17 protein-coding genes, 1 pseudogene and 1 riboswitch are annotated in these 16,231 nt (G+C 67.2%); of the genes and pseudogenes, 11 read left to right on the top strand and 7 right to left on the bottom strand.

The window, feature by feature from the left end; translation table 11 throughout:
* Positions 1 to 200 (bottom strand): hypothetical protein (locus VIR09_RS29680; protein WP_332016129.1); only part of this gene is annotated, 200 nt, incomplete at its 3' end.
* Positions 201 to 317: 117 nt separating this feature from the next.
* On the opposite strand from VIR09_RS29680, the gene VIR09_RS29675 reads away from it, so the two are divergent.
* The 11 genes from VIR09_RS29675 to VIR09_RS29625 all read left to right on the top strand — a co-directional run bounded on the left by VIR09_RS29675 (position 318) and on the right by VIR09_RS29625 (position 11,400).
* Positions 318 to 992 carry a 5-formyltetrahydrofolate cyclo-ligase gene (locus tag VIR09_RS29675; RefSeq protein WP_332016128.1) on the top strand — a complete coding sequence of 225 codons (675 nt, stop codon included), beginning with the start codon at positions 318 to 320 and terminating at the stop codon, positions 990 to 992.
* Positions 993 to 1,418: 426 nt separating this feature from the next.
* A complete protein-coding gene (locus VIR09_RS29670) occupies positions 1,419 to 2,852 on the top strand; it encodes a circularly permuted type 2 ATP-grasp protein (protein ID WP_332016127.1) in 1,434 nt (477 codons plus the stop codon).
* Positions 2,853 to 2,854: 2 nt separating this feature from the next.
* Positions 2,855 to 3,826 (top strand): alpha-E domain-containing protein, encoded by a 972-nt coding sequence (locus VIR09_RS29665; protein WP_332016126.1) that lies wholly within the window; start codon positions 2,855 to 2,857, stop codon positions 3,824 to 3,826.
* Between the two features lie 13 nt (positions 3,827 to 3,839).
* A complete protein-coding gene (locus tag VIR09_RS29660; protein WP_332016125.1) occupies positions 3,840 to 4,643 on the top strand; it encodes a transglutaminase family protein in 804 nt (267 codons plus the stop codon).
* A gap of 55 nt (positions 4,644 to 4,698) precedes the next feature.
* Positions 4,699 to 5,562, top strand: coding sequence for a proteasome-type protease (locus tag VIR09_RS29655; protein ID WP_332016124.1), 864 nt, complete (start codon positions 4,699 to 4,701; stop codon positions 5,560 to 5,562).
* Positions 5,563 to 5,785: 223 nt separating this feature from the next.
* The gene (locus VIR09_RS29650) at positions 5,786 to 6,784 is read left to right on the top strand and encodes a tripartite tricarboxylate transporter substrate-binding protein (RefSeq protein WP_332016123.1); all 999 of its coding nucleotides are present in this window, start codon (positions 5,786 to 5,788) and stop codon (positions 6,782 to 6,784) included.
* 57 nt (positions 6,785 to 6,841) lie between these two features.
* Positions 6,842 to 7,609 (top strand): IclR family transcriptional regulator, encoded by a 768-nt coding sequence (locus VIR09_RS29645; RefSeq protein WP_332016122.1) that lies wholly within the window; start codon positions 6,842 to 6,844, stop codon positions 7,607 to 7,609.
* 290 nt (positions 7,610 to 7,899) lie between these two features.
* Positions 7,900 to 8,352 carry a MaoC family dehydratase gene (locus tag VIR09_RS29640; RefSeq protein ID WP_088143354.1) on the top strand — a complete coding sequence of 151 codons (453 nt, stop codon included), beginning with the start codon at positions 7,900 to 7,902 and terminating at the stop codon, positions 8,350 to 8,352.
* A gap of 176 nt (positions 8,353 to 8,528) precedes the next feature.
* Entirely contained in the window at positions 8,529 to 9,236 is a 708-nt protein-coding gene (locus VIR09_RS29635) for a CoA ester lyase (RefSeq protein WP_332016121.1), read from the top strand.
* 2 nt (positions 9,237 to 9,238) lie between these two features.
* Positions 9,239 to 10,396 carry a CoA transferase gene (locus VIR09_RS29630; RefSeq protein ID WP_332016120.1) on the top strand — a complete coding sequence of 386 codons (1,158 nt, stop codon included), beginning with the start codon at positions 9,239 to 9,241 and terminating at the stop codon, positions 10,394 to 10,396.
* Positions 10,397 to 10,425: 29 nt separating this feature from the next.
* Positions 10,426 to 11,400 (top strand): tripartite tricarboxylate transporter substrate binding protein, encoded by a 975-nt coding sequence (locus VIR09_RS29625; RefSeq protein WP_332016119.1) that lies wholly within the window; start codon positions 10,426 to 10,428, stop codon positions 11,398 to 11,400.
* Positions 11,401 to 11,471: 71 nt separating this feature from the next.
* Here the strand turns inward: VIR09_RS29625 and metF are convergent, their stop codons facing one another.
* From metF to VIR09_RS29595, 6 genes and pseudogenes are all read right to left on the bottom strand, one after another.
* Positions 11,472 to 12,320 (bottom strand): methylenetetrahydrofolate reductase [NAD(P)H], encoded by an 849-nt coding sequence (gene metF, locus VIR09_RS29620; RefSeq protein ID WP_332016118.1) that lies wholly within the window; start codon positions 12,318 to 12,320, stop codon positions 11,472 to 11,474.
* Positions 12,320 to 12,655, bottom strand: a complete 336-nt coding sequence (locus VIR09_RS29615; RefSeq protein WP_006389784.1) for a phage holin family protein — start codon at positions 12,653 to 12,655, stop codon at positions 12,320 to 12,322. The genes metF and VIR09_RS29615 overlap by 1 nt, the downstream gene beginning before the upstream one ends.
* A 120-nt stretch (positions 12,656 to 12,775) precedes the next feature.
* Positions 12,776 to 14,194, bottom strand: coding sequence for an adenosylhomocysteinase (gene ahcY, locus VIR09_RS29610; RefSeq protein ID WP_332016117.1), 1,419 nt, complete (start codon positions 14,192 to 14,194; stop codon positions 12,776 to 12,778).
* 100 nt (positions 14,195 to 14,294) lie between these two features.
* Positions 14,295 to 14,429, bottom strand: a riboswitch (S-adenosyl-L-homocysteine riboswitch).
* Positions 14,430 to 14,464: 35 nt separating this feature from the next.
* Positions 14,465 to 15,571: a glycosyltransferase family 1 protein gene (locus VIR09_RS29605; RefSeq protein WP_332016116.1), complete on the bottom strand. Its 1,107-nt coding sequence runs from the start codon at positions 15,569 to 15,571 to the stop codon at positions 14,465 to 14,467.
* 78 nt (positions 15,572 to 15,649) lie between these two features.
* Positions 15,650 to 15,886 carry a DUF1289 domain-containing protein gene (locus VIR09_RS29600; protein ID WP_332016115.1) on the bottom strand — a complete coding sequence of 79 codons (237 nt, stop codon included), beginning with the start codon at positions 15,884 to 15,886 and terminating at the stop codon, positions 15,650 to 15,652.
* A 164-nt stretch (positions 15,887 to 16,050) separates the two neighbouring features.
* Positions 16,051 to 16,231: pseudogene (locus VIR09_RS29595) on the bottom strand (alpha/beta hydrolase); the annotation flags it as partial.

The following is a 16,231-nucleotide window of genomic DNA, read 5'->3' as shown; positions in this document are numbered from 1 at the left end:
TGCGCCGCCTGCACGGCGGGCTCGGGCTGGGCCTTGATGGACGCGCTGCGCTGTTGCGCATCTACCGGCGCACAGGCCGCAGTGAACAGCGCCAGCAGCGGCAGCCAGCGGCGCAGGCCGGGAGTAGCTTCGGATGTGGCGGCGGGCCCGGATTTCCGCGCGGTTTTCTGATACCGTCCGGATTGCAGAGTCTGTGTCATGCCCTGTCCCTCATACACTGGCCTTGCCGTACGCCAGCATGCCGGCAATCCGCATTTTCGTCCGCACCTTCGCCCGCACGTTCGCCATCATTTTTCCATCCCTCTTACAGCCACCGCATGACTACGCAAAATACTCCAGAGGATACCGCAGTACAGCTACGCGCGCGATTGCGAAAACTGCGCGCCGAACTGCCGGAAGACCAGCGTAGCCGCGGCGGCCTGCTCATGCGCGCCCGCCTGTTCACCTGGCTGAACGTGGCGCGCGACGAAGCCGTGCGCGCCGGCCGCCCCGCGCCCGCCACCGTGGCCGCCTTCTGGCCCATGGCCGACGAGCCCGACCTGCGTCCCCTGCTGGAACAATGGGTCGAAAACGGCGTAGCGGTGGCGCTGCCCGTGGTGCGCGAGCGCAACGCCCCGCTGGCATTCCTGCCGTGGACGCCGGACGCCGAATTGCGCGCCGGCCCCTACGGCATCCAGGAACCGGTCTCGGGCCCCGAACTGCTGCCGGACGTGGTGCTGGTCCCGACGCTGGGCTACACCGAACAGGGCGACCGCCTGGGCTACGGCGGCGGCTATTACGACCGCACCCTGGCCGCGCTGCGCGACCGCGGCCATCCGTTCATCGCCATCGGCATCGCCTGGAGCTGCGGCGAACTGGATGCCGGCCATGAACCCGCCGCGCACGACTTCACGCTGGACGCGGTGCTGACCCAGGACGGCTGGGTGCCCCAGGCGCCGCTGGAACAAGGCGGCACCGGTGGCACCACGCTGCACAGCTATCGCATGAACTGACGCACCAGCTTTGCCCCACCGGCTTGCACCAAAACGGTGCATAGCCTAACATAGACTGCAAGGCCGGCCCTGCCCCGGCCCCATTACGCAGCACTCCGCGCACCTTGCGCCGCCCTCCTCGGCGACGACCCCGGCGCCGCCCCACCCGTTCCCCCTGGCCAGGCTTTTCCGCGCCAGCCCGACTGACCCCGTTCCACCCGCCAGCCCCGGCCAGTTCGCGCCTGGCGCTTGCGCCGTCCCTGGCCTCAACCGCCGCGGCGATGGCGCCGCAACGCCCTTCGGAGGATATTGGTCCCCAGGGGCGCCCCCCCCGCTCGTGCCGGCCAGGCTGGCACGCGTGTTGCTTAATCCTTTGCAACCGGCCGGACATCGGCCGGGCGGCCGCCGCGCGCGAGCGCGGCCGCCAGCACCTGTACCGGAGGAGCCATGAAGGACAGATCACCCCGTCCCGCCGCCTATGACGAAATGCGCGACAGCGCCGGCGGCATACGCTCCCATTGCCAGGCTTTCGAGCGCTGGCACGACGAGCAGTCCGCGCAGGCCATGGCCGCGCGCCGCCTGGAAGCGGACCTGAGCTTTCGCCGGGTCGGCATCACGTTTTCGGTGGCGGGCGATGCGGCCGGCACCGAACGCCTGATCCCCTTCGACCTGATCCCGCGCATCATCCCCGCCGACGAATGGCGCCTGCTGGAGGCAGGCCTGAAGCAGCGGGTGCGCGCGCTCAACATGTTCATCCACGACATCTATCACGGGCACGACATCGTGCGCGCGAACATCGTGCCGGCCGAGCAGGTGTTCCTGAACGCCCAGTACCGCCCCGAGATGCAGGACGTGGACGTGGCCGAGGACATTTACTGCCACATCGCCGGCGTGGACATCGTGCGCGCCGGCGCGGGCGAGTTCTACGTGCTGGAAGACAATCTGCGTGTGCCTTCTGGCGTGTCCTACATGCTGGAGAACCGCAAGATGTCGATGCGGCTGATGCCCGACGCCTTCAGCCGCATCAAGGTGGAACCGGTGGCGCACTACCCCGACCTGCTGCTGGATAACCTGCGCGAAGTGGCGCCGCATGGCGGCGACGATCCCACCGTGGTGGTGCTGACGCCAGGCATGTACAACTCGGCCTACTTCGAGCACGCCTTCCTGGCGCAGCAGATGGGCGTGGAGCTGGTGGAAGGCCAGGACCTGTTCGTCGAACAGAACACCGTCTACATGCGCACCACGCAAGGCCCCCGCAAAGTGGACGTGATCTACCGCCGCCTGGACGACGACTTCCTGGATCCACTGTCGTTCCGCGCCGACTCCGCGCTGGGCGTACCCGGCTTGCTGTCGGTGTACCGTGCCGGCCGCGTCACGCTGGCCAATGCCATCGGCACCGGCATCGCCGACGACAAGTCCACGTACCTGTACGTGCCGGACATGATCCGCTTCTATCTGGCCGAGGAGCCGATACTGTCCAATGTCCCGACCTGGCGCTGCAACCGGCCCGACGAACTGTCGCACGTGCTGGCCCACATGCACGACCTGGTGGTGAAGGAAGTCCACGGCTCCGGCGGCTACGGCATGCTGGTGGGGCCGTCGGCCTCGCGCGCCGAGGTCGACGCGTTCAAGGAGCGGGTGCGCGCCAACCCCGCCAACTACATCGCGCAGCCCACGCTGGCGCTGTCCACCGTGCCGACCTACGTGGAATCGGGCGTGGCCCCGCGCCACGTGGACCTGCGGCCCTACGTGCTGTGCGGCAAGGACATCCGCACCGTGCCGGGCGGCCTCTGCCGCGTGGCGTTGACCGAGGGTTCGCTGGTGGTCAACAGCAGCCAGGGCGGCGGCACCAAGGACACCTGGGTGCTGGAGGAGGACTGAACATGCTGAGCCGAACCGCTGACAATCTGTTCTGGATGTGCCGTTATACCGAGCGCGCCGAGAACACCGCCCGCATGCTCGACGTGAACCTGCAGATGTCGCTGCTGCCGCAGGATGCGCAGACGCGCGAAGGCTCATGGCTGGGCGTGCTGCGCATCTCCGAGCTGCAGGGCCTGTACCAGAGCAAGTACGCCTCCATCTCGCCGCACGATGTGCTGCAGTACATGGTGCGCGACCCCGAGAACCCCTCTTCCATCTATTCCTGCATGCGCGCAGCCCGCGAGAACGCGCGCGCCGTGCGCGGCAGCCTTACCACCGAGGTCTGGGAAACCTACAACACCACCTGGCTGGAACTGTTGAAGCATCTGCATACCGGCCTGCTGGAACGCAACCCGGGCGAATTCTTCGAATGGGTGAAGTTCCGCTCGCACCTGGCGCGCGGCGTCACCATCGGCACCATGCTGGAGGACGAGGCTCTGTACTTCCTGCGCATCGGCATGCACCTGGAGCGCGCCGACAGCACCGCGCGCATGCTGGACGTGAAGTTCCATGAACGCAGCGCCAATAGCCAGGACGGTCGCCCCGAAGCCCTCGGCGCGGCAGCGCTGCAAAGCGAGTTCTACCGCTGGTCGGCGCTGCTCAGCTCGGTATCGGGGCTGGAGATCTACCGCAAGGTGTACCGCGACGTCATTACCCCCGACCGCGTGGCCGAGCTGCTGATCCTGCACGGCGACATGCCGCGCTCGCTATTGGCTTCGATGCGCGCGGTGGCCGACGACCTGGCGCGCGTCTCCAACCAGCGTTCGACCGAAACCGAGCGGCGCGCCGGCATGCTGTGCGCGGAACTGCAATACGGGCGCGTCGAAGACATCCTGGACAGCGGACTGCACCAGTACCTGGACCATTTCCTCGACCGCATCAACGATCTGGGCAACCGGATCAGCCAGGACTTCCTGGTGCCGCTGTCGGCCTAGCCTGGAGACCGGAATGAAACAGATCATCACCCACCTCACGCACTACCGCTACACCGCACCGGTCACCTACAGCATCCAGACCCTGCGTCTGACGCCGCGCGATGACGAGCACCAGCGCGTGCTGCGCTGGCACATCGAAGCGCCCGGCGCGCTGGACAAGCAGGTGGACGCCTACGGCAACATCACGCACACGCTGACACTCAACCAGCCACATACCGACATCGAGCTGCGCGTGGTCGGACAAGTGCAAGTGGCGCCGCTGGAACGCGGCCTGCTGGGCAGCGAGGACAGCCGCCTGCCGGTGCACGCCTATTGCGTGCAGACCCCGCTGACCCAGGCCGACGACACCGTCATGGCCTTCACGCACGAGGCGCTGCCCGGCGGCCTGCGCACGCCCGACGACATCCTGGCCCTGGCCACCGCAGTCAGCGACCGCGTCGCCTACGAGCCCGGCACCACCGACGTCACCACCGCCGCCAATCAGGTGCTGGCCATGGGCCATGGCGTCTGCCAGGACCATGCCCACCTCTTCCTGGCCTGCGTGCGCGGCCTGGGCGTGCCCGCCCGCTACGTCAGCGGCTACCTGTACACCACCGCCGAGCACGCGGCCAGCCATGCCTGGGCCGATGTCTGGCTGCCCGACGTAGGCTGGACCAGCGTGGACATCACCAACCGTCAGTTCGCCTCGGACTGCCACTGCCGGCTGGCGGTGGCGCGGGACTACGACTCGGCCTCGCCGGTGCGCGGCGTGCGCACCGGCGGCGGCGAGGAATCCATGGAGGTCAGCGTGCAGGTCCAGACCAGCGCCCAGCAGTAACATCCTGCCGGCCGCGCCGCAATACAATGCGGCGTGGTTTTCCCTATTTTTGATCATGACCTACTGCGTCGCCGCCCGCCTTGATTCCGGCCTGGTTTTCCTGGCCGACTCCCGCACCAATGCCGGAGTCGACCAGATCAGCGTCTTCCGCAAAATGACCGTGTTCGAGCGTCCTGGCGACCGCGTGATGGTGCTGATGAGCTCCGGCAACCTGGCGGTCAGCCAGGCCGTGCTCAACGCGCTGGCGCGCCAGCACGACGAAGGCGGCGAAACCGTCTGGAACGCGCCCGACATGTTCGAGGCTACCCGCCGCGTCGGCGCCGCGGTGCGCGACGTCTATCACCGCGAGGCCCCGGCCCTGCGCGAACAGGGCGTGGACTTCAACGTCAACCTGATCTTCGGCGGCCAGATCGGCGCCGAACGCTGCCGCCTGTTCCAGGTGTATTCGGCCGGCAACTTCATCGAAGCCGGCCAGGAATGCCCGTACTTCCAGATCGGCGAAGCCAAGTACGGCAAGCCCATCCTGGACCGCGTGCTGCGCCCCGACACCTCGCTGGACGAGGCGGCCAAGTGCGCCCTGATCTCCATGGACTCCACCCTGCGCTCGAACATCTCGGTGGGCCTGCCGCTGGACCTGCTGGTCTACGACACGCATGCACTGCGCGTCACGCACTTCGCCAGCATCGACGAGCACAACGAGTACTTCCGCATGATCCGCGGCACCTGGGGCGAACGCCTGCGCCAGGTCTTCGCCGAGATCCCGGACCCGCTGTGGACCCAGCCCGACTCGCCGGATTCGCTGGTGCCCCCCAGCCGCGTGCACCAGCCGCTGCGCGCGGAGCCCGTCGACGTGCCCGCGGCAAGCTATGCCGCGCCACAGGTACTGGCAGAGGATCCAGGCAAGGATCAGGCGAATTAGGGGCACTGTTTCACCTTCCATTATCGGAAGCCCACAGGCAACAGCTTTGTTGCGGTGGGCTTTTGCACATGGATGATCGCTCTTCCGCGTAAACCCTCCTTTCCAGCAACCGAAGCCCGGCTTGCGGAACCGCGAATTCTCATCCGGGCGCACGCGCGCCACACTGGTGTCCGGCCGTCATGCTTTGCCTTGGGGGCCCCGACAACACCACAAGGAGCGAGACATGCCCCCCATCTACGCGCGCGCTTTCAAGCGCGCGGCCTGGCCCCTGCTGGCCCTGTCCTGCCTGGTCTCTGGCAACGCCGGCGCGCAAGGCGCCTATCCCAACCATCCCATTTCGCTGGTCGTGCCGTTCGCGGCGGGCGGGCCGACCGACGTGGTGGCGCGCAGCCTGGGCGCGTCCATGTCGAAGACGCTGGGCCAGAGCATCATCATCGAAAACCGTACAGGCGCGGGCGGCACGCTGGCGTCCCAACACGTGGCGCGCGCCGCGCCCGACGGCTACACCTTCCTGATCCACCATAACGGCATGGCCACCGCGCCGGCGCTGTACCGCAAGCTGTCATTCAATCCGCTGACGGACTTCGCCTATGTCGGCCAGGTGGCCGACGTGCCGATGACGCTGCTGGGCCGCAAGGACCTGCCCGCGGACGGCATGAAGGACTTCATCAAGTACGCCAAGGAAAACGGCAACAAGATCAACCTGGCCAATGCCGGCCTGGGCGCGGTGTCGCAGCTTTGCGGCATGCTGCTGCAGGAATCCCTGGGCGTGCAGTTCACCACCGTACCCTATGCCGGCACGGCGCCGGCCATGACCGCGCTGCTGGGCGGCCAAGTGGACGTGCTGTGCGACCAGACCACCCAGACCATTCCGCAGATCAAGGCCGAGCGCGTCAAGCTGTACGGCGTCACCACGCTGGACCGCATCAAGACCTTGCCCGATGCGCCGACCCTGCAGGAAAACGGCCTGAAGGACTTCGAGGTCAAGGTCTGGCACGGCGTCTACGCGCCCAAGGGCACGCCGCCCGAGGCCATCGCCAAGTTCAACGAAGCCTTGCGCGCCGCGCTGAAGGATCCCGCCTTCACGCAGAAGATGGCGGAGCTGGGGGCCGAAATCGTGCCGGAATCCAAGCAGACGCCGCAGGGCCTGCAGACCTGGCTGCAATCCGAGGTCGACAAATGGGGCGGCATCATCCGCAAGGCGGGCGTGTACGCGGACTGATGGCATGGAGGGCAGCGGCGGTTGCCGCTGCCCGTTCATGAATATATATTCCCGTGCATGAGTACGAACGACGTAAAAAGCGCCAGGCGCGTCCTGGACATCCTGCAGTTCTTCGCCGCGACGCGGGCGCCGGCCACGCTGTCGCAGATCTCGGCCGGGCTGGGCATCCCCAAATCCAGTTGCCTGGCCTTGCTGGACACCTTGGAAGGCGATGGCTACGCGCATCAGACCGCGGGCCGTTATTACCTCACCCGCCGTTGGCTGAACGAGGCCCGCACGGTGGCCGAGCATGACCAACTGACCACGCGCATCCGGCCCACGCTGGAAGCGCTGCGCGACGAGCTGGACGAGACCCTGATCCTGGCGCAACGGTCCGGCGACCAGGTGGTCTACCTGGACGTGGCCGAGCCCGAGCGCATCGTGCGTTTCACGGCCAGGGTCGGCCAGCAAAAACCTCTGCATGCGTCCGCATCCGGGCGCGCGCTGCTGGGCGCCATGCCGCCCGCCGAACGCGAAGCGCTGGCCACGCGCCTGCCCTTGGACCGCTACACTGGCAAAACAGTCAAGACGCACAAACAGCTGCTGCAGCTGATCGAGACCGAAGCCAAGCGCGGCTGGCACGTCAATCTGGCGGAACATCAGGCCGACACCCTGTCGGTTGCCGCGCCGCTGGTGCTTTACGGCGCCGTGCTGGCGCTGGTCGTCGGCGCTCCGCTGGACCGCTCCGCCGCCCGCGCCGACCACATCGGCCAGACCTTGCTTGCCGCCAGCCGCGAACTCACGCAACGCCTCGACAGCCCGGCGCCCGCCGTGCCTGCCTACTAAGGCCAGTCCCTAAAAGGGGACGCCCCAGCCCCCAGCGTCCTCCCCGTCCCTGCAAGGGACGGCCCCCTCTTTCCTGCTTCCCGCCACGCGCGCTCCGCATTGGCGGCGCGCGCCCGCGCCCGTCACCGCCGCAGCGGCTCCTGCGGGTTTACGCCAAGCATAAACCATTGCTCGCTTTCGTTCATATCTATAAACTTTTGTTCAAGAGTAAGAACGCAAATCGGATTTACCGGCAGCGCCCTCTCGAAATCCGGGCCGCTGCCCGGCGCTCTCCACACGAAGGAAAGAACATGGCTGGCCTTTTTTACGAACAGTTTTCGCCCGGACAGGCGTTCGAACATGCCTGGACCCGCACCCTGACCGAAATGGACAACGTGCTGTTCAGTTCCCTGACGATGAACGTGCAGCCGCTGCACCTGGACGCCCATTTCGCGGCGCAGACGGAGTTCGGCAAGCCCCTGGTCAACAGCCTGTTCACGCTGGGTCTGCTGATCGGCATGACGGTCAACGACACCACCCTGGGCACCACCGTGGCCAACCTGGGCATGACCGACGTGAACTTCCCCAAGCCCGTTTTCGCGGGCGACACCCTGCACGTGCGCACCCGCGTGCTGTCGGTGCGTGAAAGCAAATCGCGGCCCAACGCGGGCATCGTCGAATTCGAGCACACCGCGCTGAACCATCGCGACGAAGTGGTGGCCACGTGCAAGCGTTCGGCTCTGATGCGCAAGCGTCCCGCCTGAGCTCGCCGCCGCCCCCAGGAGGACCGCAATGACCCGCTCCCTGTTGTTCGTGCCCGGCGATTCCGGGCGCAAATTCGATCACGCGAACGCCAGCGCCGCCGATGCCCTGATCCTGGACCTGGAAGACTCCGTCGCCCCCGGACCAGAAGCCCGCGGCGCGCGCGGAAGTCCGCGCCATGCTCGAGCGCGGCGCTACGGCCAAGCAGCTGTGGGTGCGCATCAACGCGCTGGACAGCGGCGACGCCCTGGCCGACCTGGCCGCGGTGATGCCTGCTGCTCCTTACGGCATCGTGCTGCCGAAGTGCGCCGGCCGCGCCGGCCTGCTGCAGCTGTCGCACTATCTGGACGCCTTCGAGGCCGCCGCCAAGACGGCGCCCGGCGCCACCCGCATCCTCGCCATCGTCACCGAAACCGCGCAATCCCTGTTCGGGCTGCACGACTACCGCGATGCCACGCCCCGGCTGTGGGGACTGTCCTGGGGCGCGGAAGACCTGGCCGCTGACGTCGGCGCGCTGCGCAACCGCGACGCGGGCCGCTACACCGAGCCCTTCCGCCTGGCGCGCTCGCTGTGCCTGATGTCGGCCGCCGCCGCCGGCGTACGCGCCATCGACACGGTCTGCGTCGACCTGGACGCACCCGATGTGCTCGCGGCCGAGGCCGGCGAGGCGTTCCGCGATGGTTTCGTCGGCAAGATGGCGATTCATCCCCGTCATGTAGACGCGATCAACGCGGCGCTGGCTCCGGACGACGGCCAGCTGCAATGGGCTCGCGCCGTGATCGCGGCGTTCACGGCCAATCCGGGCGCTGGCACCTTGCGGCTGGACGGCAAGATGATCGACCGGCCGCACCTGCGGCTGGCGCGCCGCCTGCTGGGGGAGGACTGACCATGCCCGGACCGCTGCACGGCATACGCGTCATCGACATGACCAGCGTCGGCATGGGGCCCATGGCCACGCAGATGCTGGGCGACATGGGAGCCGACGTGATCAAGGTGGAATCCGCGGAGGGCGACGTGTTCCGCCACGTCACGCCCCAGCGCCACGCCGCGATGAGCCATACCCATCTGAACCTGAACCGCAACAAACGCAGCGCGGTGATCGACGCCAAGACCGCCGAAGGCCGCGCGCAACTGGACGCGCTGATCGGCGGCGCCGACGTGTTCATCTCCAATATGCGCGCTCCGGCGATGCGCCGCCTGGGCCTCGACTACGCGACGCTGCAGGCGCGCTTTCCCGAGCTGGTTTATTGCGCCTGCTACGGCTATTCGGAGCAAGGTCCCTACGCGGGACGCGCCGCCATCGACGACACCATCCAGGCCGCGTCGGGCATGGCCTGGCTACAGGGCGGCGCGGGCGCCCAGGCGCCGCGCTACGTCAATTCCGTGGTCGCCGACAAGGTGGTGGCGCTGTACGTGGCCAACGCCGTGACCAGCGCGCTGCTGGCGCGCGAACGCGGCGCGGGCGGCCAAGCCGTGGAAGTGCCGATGTTCGAATGCATGGTCGCCTTCCTGGCGCCCGAGCATCTGGCCGGCCTGACCTTCGTACCGCCCGAAGGGCCGGCGGGCTATACGCGGCTGCTCAACGAGTACCGCCGCCCGTTCCGCACGCAGGACGGCTACATGAGCGTGGTCCCTTACACCACGCCGCAGTGGCAGCGCTTCTTCGCGCTGGCCGGCAATCCCGAGATGACGCAAGACCCGCGCTACCTGACGCTCAACAGCCGCAGCAAGCATTTTCCCGAGCTGTACAGCTATGTCGAAAGCGTGTTGGGCGAACGCACCACCGCGCAATGGATCGAGCTGCTGGCGAGCGCCGACATCCCCTACGCGCCGGTCAATGGCTTCGAAGATTTGCTGAACGACCCGCACCTGCGGGCCACCGGCTTCTGGCATGAGTCCGAGCACCCCACCGAAGGGCGCCTGATCCAGGCGGGCCTGCCGGTCAGGTTCAGCCGCACGCCGGCAGATATCCGGCGGCACCCGCCCGGACTGGGCGAACACACGGCCGAAATCCTGGCGGAAGTCCAGGCCGGCCGGACCGCCTGAGCCCAGGTTCCAAGCACGAGGAGACAAACATGAAAAACAACATCCAATCCGCCCTGATCGCCGCCGCGCTGTGCCTGCCGTCCCTGGCAGGCGCGGCCTCCGGCTACCCGCAGGCGGACAAGCCCATTCACTTCGTGGTCGGCTTTCCCGCCGGCAGCACCATCGACAACGTCTCGCGCGTGGTGGTCGACGATATCCGCGCCCGCAGCGGCGCACAGATCATCGTCGAGAACAAGCCCGGCGCCCTCGGCGTGCTGGGCGTGGACACCGTGGCGCGTGCTGCGCCCGATGGCTACACCATGATGCCGAGTTCCAGCGCCACCAGCTCGTCCGGTCCCTACTTGTCCAAGGCCTTCCAGCGCTATGACGCCATGAAGGATTTCACCCAGGTCGGGCGCGTGGTCCGCTTCGACGTGGTCATCGTCACGCGCGCAGCCGGCCAGCATGGCGATGCGCGCCAACTGGTGGCGGCAGCCAAGGCCAAGCCGAACGCGGTCACCAGCGGCTATGGCTCGGGCACGGGCCAGGTCGTGGCTGCGGCCTTCAGCCGCGCCGCCGGCGCCGAGGTGCTGGGCGTGCCGTACAAGGGCCAGCCGGCTGCCATCACGGACCTGCTGGGCGGGCGCATCGATTTCGTGGCAGCCGACCTGGGAGCCGTGCTGCCCCAGATCCGCGCTAAAAACCTGAACGCCGTGGCCCTCGTTTCCACCAAGCGTTCGACCATCCTGCCGGCCGTGCCCACGGCCCAGGAACTGGGCATGGGCAGCCTGGACCTGACCGGCTGGATCGGCGTGGCCGGCCCCGGCGGACTGGCGCCCGAGGCCGCAAAGTGGTGGTCCGAGCAACTGACGGCCACGATGCGCGAGCCTGCGATCCAGGAGAAGCTACGCGCCATGGGCATGGAGCCCGACCTGGCCACGGGCGATCCCCTGCAGCAGTTCGTGCGGTCGCAATACGACGCCTGGGGCCAGCAGATTCGGCAGGCGGGCATACAGCCGGAGTAAGCGGCCGACGCGCGCCCAAAGAAAAGCCCACCCTCGCGGGTGGGCTTGGCCTTTATGGCAGCATGCCGCCGTTACGCCTGCAGCGACAGTTCCTTCCACACCGCCATTGGCGCTTCCGCATGGTTCAAGGTGTAGAAATGCAGGCCCGGCGCGCCGTTGTCCAGCAGCGTCTGGCACAACTCGGTAACCACGTCCACGCCGAAGGCGCGGATGGAAGCCTTGTCGTCGCCGAATTCGGCCAGGCGCAGGCGGATCCAGCGCGGCACTTCCGCGCCGCACATTTCCGAAAAACGCAGCAGCTGCGTGTGGTTCGTGATGGGCATGATGCCGGGCACGATGGGCACGTTCACGCCCTTGGCCTGGGCCCGGTCGATGAAGTCGAAGTAGGCGTCGGCATTGAAGAAGTACTGCGTGATGGCTGCGTCGGCGCCGGCTTTCACCTTGGTCACGAAATGGTCCAGATCAGCCGAGGGATTGGCCGCCTGGGGATGCATTTCAGGATAGGCCGCCACTTCGATGTGGAACCAGTCGCCCGTTTCCTCGCGGATGAACGACACCAGCTCATTGGCGTAGCGCAGTTCGCCCGCGTCGCCGCCCATGCCCGAGGGCAGGTCGCCGCGCAGGGCCACCACACGCCGCACGCCCTCGTTCTTGTAGGCCTGGAGGATGTCCCGCAGATCCTGGCGCGTGGCGCCGACGCACGAGAGGTGCGGCGCCGCATCGCAGCCCAGGTTGCGCAGCGTGCGCACGGCGTCCGCCGTGCCGGCGCGCGTGGAACCGCCCGCGCCGAAAGTCACGCTGACGTACTTGGGCTGGATGGCCAGCATCTGTTTGGCTGCGCGCACCAGCCGCTCTTGCCCGGCCAGGTCGCGCGGGGGAAAGAATTCCAGACTGAATGCGGGAGTAGTCGAGTCAGACATCAGGGGATCAGTTTGGTAAGCAAGCCAGAGATGATGCTGTAGAGGATCGCGCCACCCACGGCCCACCAGAACCCGTTGACCTGGAAGCCCTTCAGCACGGAGCCGACGAACCAGAACAACAAGGCGTTGATGACGATGAGGAAGAGACCGAGAGTGACGATCGTGATGGGCAGCGTCAGCAGCACCAGCACCGGCTTGACCAGCATGTTGACCAGGCCCAGCACCAGCGCGGCGATGAGCGCCGATCCGAAGCTGGCCACGGTGATGCCGGGCAGCAGATAGGCAACGGCCAGCAAGGCCACCGCGTTCAGGATCCAGACGAGTATCAAGGCCATGTTCGATCTCCTGTTTTGAGTCCACCGGCCCCGCCGCCGCAATGCGATGGCGGCAGGGATCCCTCGGACCGGAAAGCCCGCGCCGATATGGCGCGGCACTTCCCTATTTTGCTACAACGATCAATAGCGGTAGTGCTCGGGCTTGTAGGGGCCTGCCACCGGCACGTTGATGTAGTCGGCCTGGTCCTGGCGCAGGGTCGTGAGCTTCACGCCCAGCTTCTTCAGGTGCAGGCGGGCGACCTTCTCGTCCAGGTGCTTGGGCAGCACGTAGACCTGGCCCGAAGTGTAGGCTTCGTTGCGCGTGAACAGTTCGATCTGCGCGATCGTCTGGTTGGCGAACGAGGACGACATCACGAACGAGGGGTGGCCGGTGGCGCAGCCCAGGTTTACCAGGCGGCCCTGGGCCAGCAGGATGATGCGCTTGCCATCCGGGAAGATGACGTGGTCGACTTGCGGCTTGATCTCTTCCCACTGGCAGTCGGCCAGGCCGGCGACGTCGATTTCGTTGTCGAAGTGGCCGATGTTGCACACGATGGCCTGGTCCTTCATGGCGTTCATGTGCTCACGCGTGATGACGTGGTAGTTGCCGGTGGCGGTGACGAAGATGTCGCCATGGGCGGCGGCTTCTTCCATGGTCACGACCTTGAAGCCTTCCATGGCGGCCTGCAGGGCGCAGATCGGATCGACTTCGGTGACCCAGACCTGGGCGCGCAGCGCGACCAGCGCCTGGGCGCAGCCCTTGCCCACGTCGCCGTAGCCGGCCACGACGGCAACCTTGCCGGCGACCATCACGTCAGTCGCGCGCTTGATACCGTCGACCAACGATTCGCGGCAGCCGTACAGGTTGTCGAACTTGGACTTGGTGACCGAGTCGTTGACGTTGATGGCGGCGAAGGCCAGCTCGCCCTTCTGCGACATCTGGTACAGGCGGTGCACGCCGGTGGTGGTTTCTTCCGTCACGCCCTTGATCAGGGCCAGGCGGGTCGAGTACCACTTGGGATCGCGCTTGAGGGTTTCCTTGATGGCGGCGAACAGGATGCGCTCTTCGTCGCTGCCCGGGTTGGCCAGCACCGAGATATCCTTTTCAGCCTTGGTGCCCAGGTGCAGCATCAAGGTGGCGTCGCCGCCGTCGTCGAGGATCATGTTGGCGTTTTCGCCATTGGGCCATTCGAAGATCTTGTGGGTGTACTGCCAGTACTCTTCCAGGGTCTCGCCCTTGACGGCGAAGACCGGCGTGCCCGACGCGGCGATGGCGGCGGCGGCGTGGTCTTGCGTGGAGAAGATGTTGCACGAGGCCCAGCGCACTTCGGCGCCCAGCGCCACCAGCGTTTCGATCAGCACGCCGGTCTGGATGGTCATGTGCAGGCTGCCGGCGATGCGCGCGCCCTTGAGCGGCTGCTTGGCGGCGAATTCCTCGCGGATGGCCATCAGGCCGGGCATTTCGGTTTCGGCGATGGCGAGTTCGCGGCGGCCCCAGCCGGCCAGCGACATGTCGGCGACGAGGTAGTCGGAGAAGGATTTATCGGTCACAGCATTCATGGTGTGTAGGCTCCACGTGAAATACGAACGGCGCACGATATGGCCGGACAACGCGAAGACACCACGATGGTCGAGTGCTCGCCTTTCCCGCCATATGCGACAAAGGTGAGCGCCGTTGCTGTAGCGCCGCGCAAAGCGCGCCGCTTGAACAAGGATTCCTGAGCCTGGCGAGCCTGGTTCCGCAGCCGTACAAGCTGGCGGGAACCGCAGGGTCGTCGCAACGCTCCTCAGGATTGCCGGGCATTGTACCCGGGAACCGTGCGCCAGGGATCAAACCCCTGGCTCCCTGGCAGGCATTTCGCCGCCGGGCCGCCTCGCCAGCCCGGCCCCTTCGGGTACGCCCGATACCTCTGCGTGCTCCGCGCCGCGAACGCTCCCGTCCAGGGGCACCAGTGCAGCCAGCAGGGTCGAGGCAACCGAATCCCAGCTGCGCGTCAGCGCGTGTTCGCGCACCGCGTGGCGGTCCAGCGACAGCGCCGCGCGGCAGGCGTGGGCCAGGTCCTCGTCCAGGAATCCGGTGACGCCCTGGCTCACCACCGCCAGCGGCGCCTCGCTGCGGAAAGCGGCCACCGGCGTACCGCAGGCCATGGCCTCCAGCATGACCAGGCCGAAGGTATCCGTCAGGCTGGGGAACACGAAGGCGTCGGCCGATCCGTAAAGCGCCGGCAACGCTTCGTCGTGCCGCATGCCCAGGAAGACGGCGCCGGGAAAGCGCTTCTTCAACCGCGCCTCATCCGGCCCCGCGCCCACCACCACCTTGCTGCCCGGCAGGTCCAGCGACAGGAAGGCGTCCAGGTTCTTTTCGCGCGCCACGCGGCCCACGCTCAGGAATACGGGACGGGGCAGATCGGGGAAGGCCTGTTCGGCGCCGGGTTGGAACTTGCGCGGGTCCACGCCGCGCGACCAGATCTGCAGGTTCGCCAGGCCACGCCGCGCCAGCACGTCGCGCACCGTGGGGGTAGGCACCAGCACCCGCTGCGAGGGCCGGTGGAACCAGCGTAGATAGCGCCACGGCAAGGCAGCAGGAATGCCCATGCGCGCCTGCAGATAGTCCGGAAACATGGTGTGGAACGAGGTCGTGAAGCGCCAGCCTCGCGCCAGCGCCATGCGGCGTGCGGCCAGGCCCAGCGGGCCTTCGGTGGCAATGTGCAGGGCGTCGGGAACGATGTCACCCAGGATGCGGCGCAATTGCCGGCCGGGCTGCAGGCACAGCCGCAGGTCCGGCTCGGACGGCGCCGGCACGGTGCGGCTGCCCTGCGGGTTCACCACGATCAGCTCATGGCCCCATTCGCCGAGGATCTGCTGCATGGTCGTCCAGGTGCGGACGACGCCATTGACTTGCGGATGCCAGGCATCCGTGACCAGGACGATGCGCATGATGGAGCCGGAAGTGGGCAATAGCGCGATTTAGCCCGCGCCATGTGACATGCCCAAGACGGCCTGCGCGGCCGGACGCTAGTTGTTGCGGCGGGGATACCCTTGCGCCTTGATGCGCACCCAGACTTCGCGCTTTTCTTCTTCCGTCATGAAGACCCAGTTGGCGACTTCCATGGCCGTGCGGCCGCAGCCGCGGCAGATGTCGTCAAACAGCGTGGAGCAGACCGCTACGCAGGGCGAGTCCGTGGCTTTGAAGGCGCGTTGCGCGTCTTCGGCGTCGGGCAATTCGGACAGGTCGGCAAAGTAACGATTCATGGGCCGAAGGTTAACACCCGAAGTGCGTCCCTTTTTAGATAGCCCTATTGCGCGCCCAGGCATGGTTGCGTCCCCGCCGCGAGGGCACGGCCGGCGGTCCGCCACGGCGCCCACAGGCGCCGCGCACGGACTCTCGGCGTCAGCGGGACGCCGAAAACAGGCTGTCAACGCCAGCCGAAAAACTCCGCCGCCTGCGCCAGCAGCGCGTCCGGGCATTCTTCGGCCAGATAGTGCGCCCCCGGCAGCGGACCGCCGGACACCTCGTCCGCCACCGCCCGCCACAGCGCCAGCACGTCGAAGTTCCGGCCCACCGCGCCGCGCTCGCCCCACAGCGCCCGCAGCGGC

This window comes from Achromobacter sp. (genome assembly GCF_036567245.1).
Lineage (GTDB): Bacteria > Pseudomonadota > Gammaproteobacteria > Burkholderiales > Burkholderiaceae_B > Achromobacter.
The sequence above is the reverse complement of the archived record's forward strand: the minus strand, read 5'-3'. Positions and strand labels throughout refer to the sequence as shown.

Coding starts and splice junctions, on each gene's coding strand:
- VIR09_RS29675 (WP_332016128.1), top strand. CDS start 318: ATGACTACGCAAAATACTCCAGAGGATACCGCAGTACAGCTACGCGCG.
- VIR09_RS29670 (WP_332016127.1), top strand. CDS start 1,419: ATGAAGGACAGATCACCCCGTCCCGCCGCCTATGACGAAATGCGCGAC.
- VIR09_RS29665 (WP_332016126.1), top strand. CDS start 2,855: ATGCTGAGCCGAACCGCTGACAATCTGTTCTGGATGTGCCGTTATACC.
- VIR09_RS29660 (WP_332016125.1), top strand. CDS start 3,840: ATGAAACAGATCATCACCCACCTCACGCACTACCGCTACACCGCACCG.
- VIR09_RS29655 (WP_332016124.1), top strand. CDS start 4,699: ATGACCTACTGCGTCGCCGCCCGCCTTGATTCCGGCCTGGTTTTCCTG.
- VIR09_RS29650 (WP_332016123.1), top strand. CDS start 5,786: ATGCCCCCCATCTACGCGCGCGCTTTCAAGCGCGCGGCCTGGCCCCTG.
- VIR09_RS29645 (WP_332016122.1), top strand. CDS start 6,842: ATGAGTACGAACGACGTAAAAAGCGCCAGGCGCGTCCTGGACATCCTG.
- VIR09_RS29640 (WP_088143354.1), top strand. CDS start 7,900: ATGGCTGGCCTTTTTTACGAACAGTTTTCGCCCGGACAGGCGTTCGAA.
- VIR09_RS29635 (WP_332016121.1), top strand. CDS start 8,529: ATGCTCGAGCGCGGCGCTACGGCCAAGCAGCTGTGGGTGCGCATCAAC.
- VIR09_RS29630 (WP_332016120.1), top strand. CDS start 9,239: ATGCCCGGACCGCTGCACGGCATACGCGTCATCGACATGACCAGCGTC.
- VIR09_RS29625 (WP_332016119.1), top strand. CDS start 10,426: ATGAAAAACAACATCCAATCCGCCCTGATCGCCGCCGCGCTGTGCCTG.
- metF (WP_332016118.1), bottom strand. CDS start 12,320: ATGTCTGACTCGACTACTCCCGCATTCAGTCTGGAATTCTTTCCCCCG.
- VIR09_RS29615 (WP_006389784.1), bottom strand. CDS start 12,655: ATGGCCTTGATACTCGTCTGGATCCTGAACGCGGTGGCCTTGCTGGCC.
- ahcY (WP_332016117.1), bottom strand. CDS start 14,194: ATGAATGCTGTGACCGATAAATCCTTCTCCGACTACCTCGTCGCCGAC.
- VIR09_RS29605 (WP_332016116.1), bottom strand. CDS start 15,571: ATGCGCATCGTCCTGGTCACGGATGCCTGGCATCCGCAAGTCAATGGC.
- VIR09_RS29600 (WP_332016115.1), bottom strand. CDS start 15,886: ATGAATCGTTACTTTGCCGACCTGTCCGAATTGCCCGACGCCGAAGAC.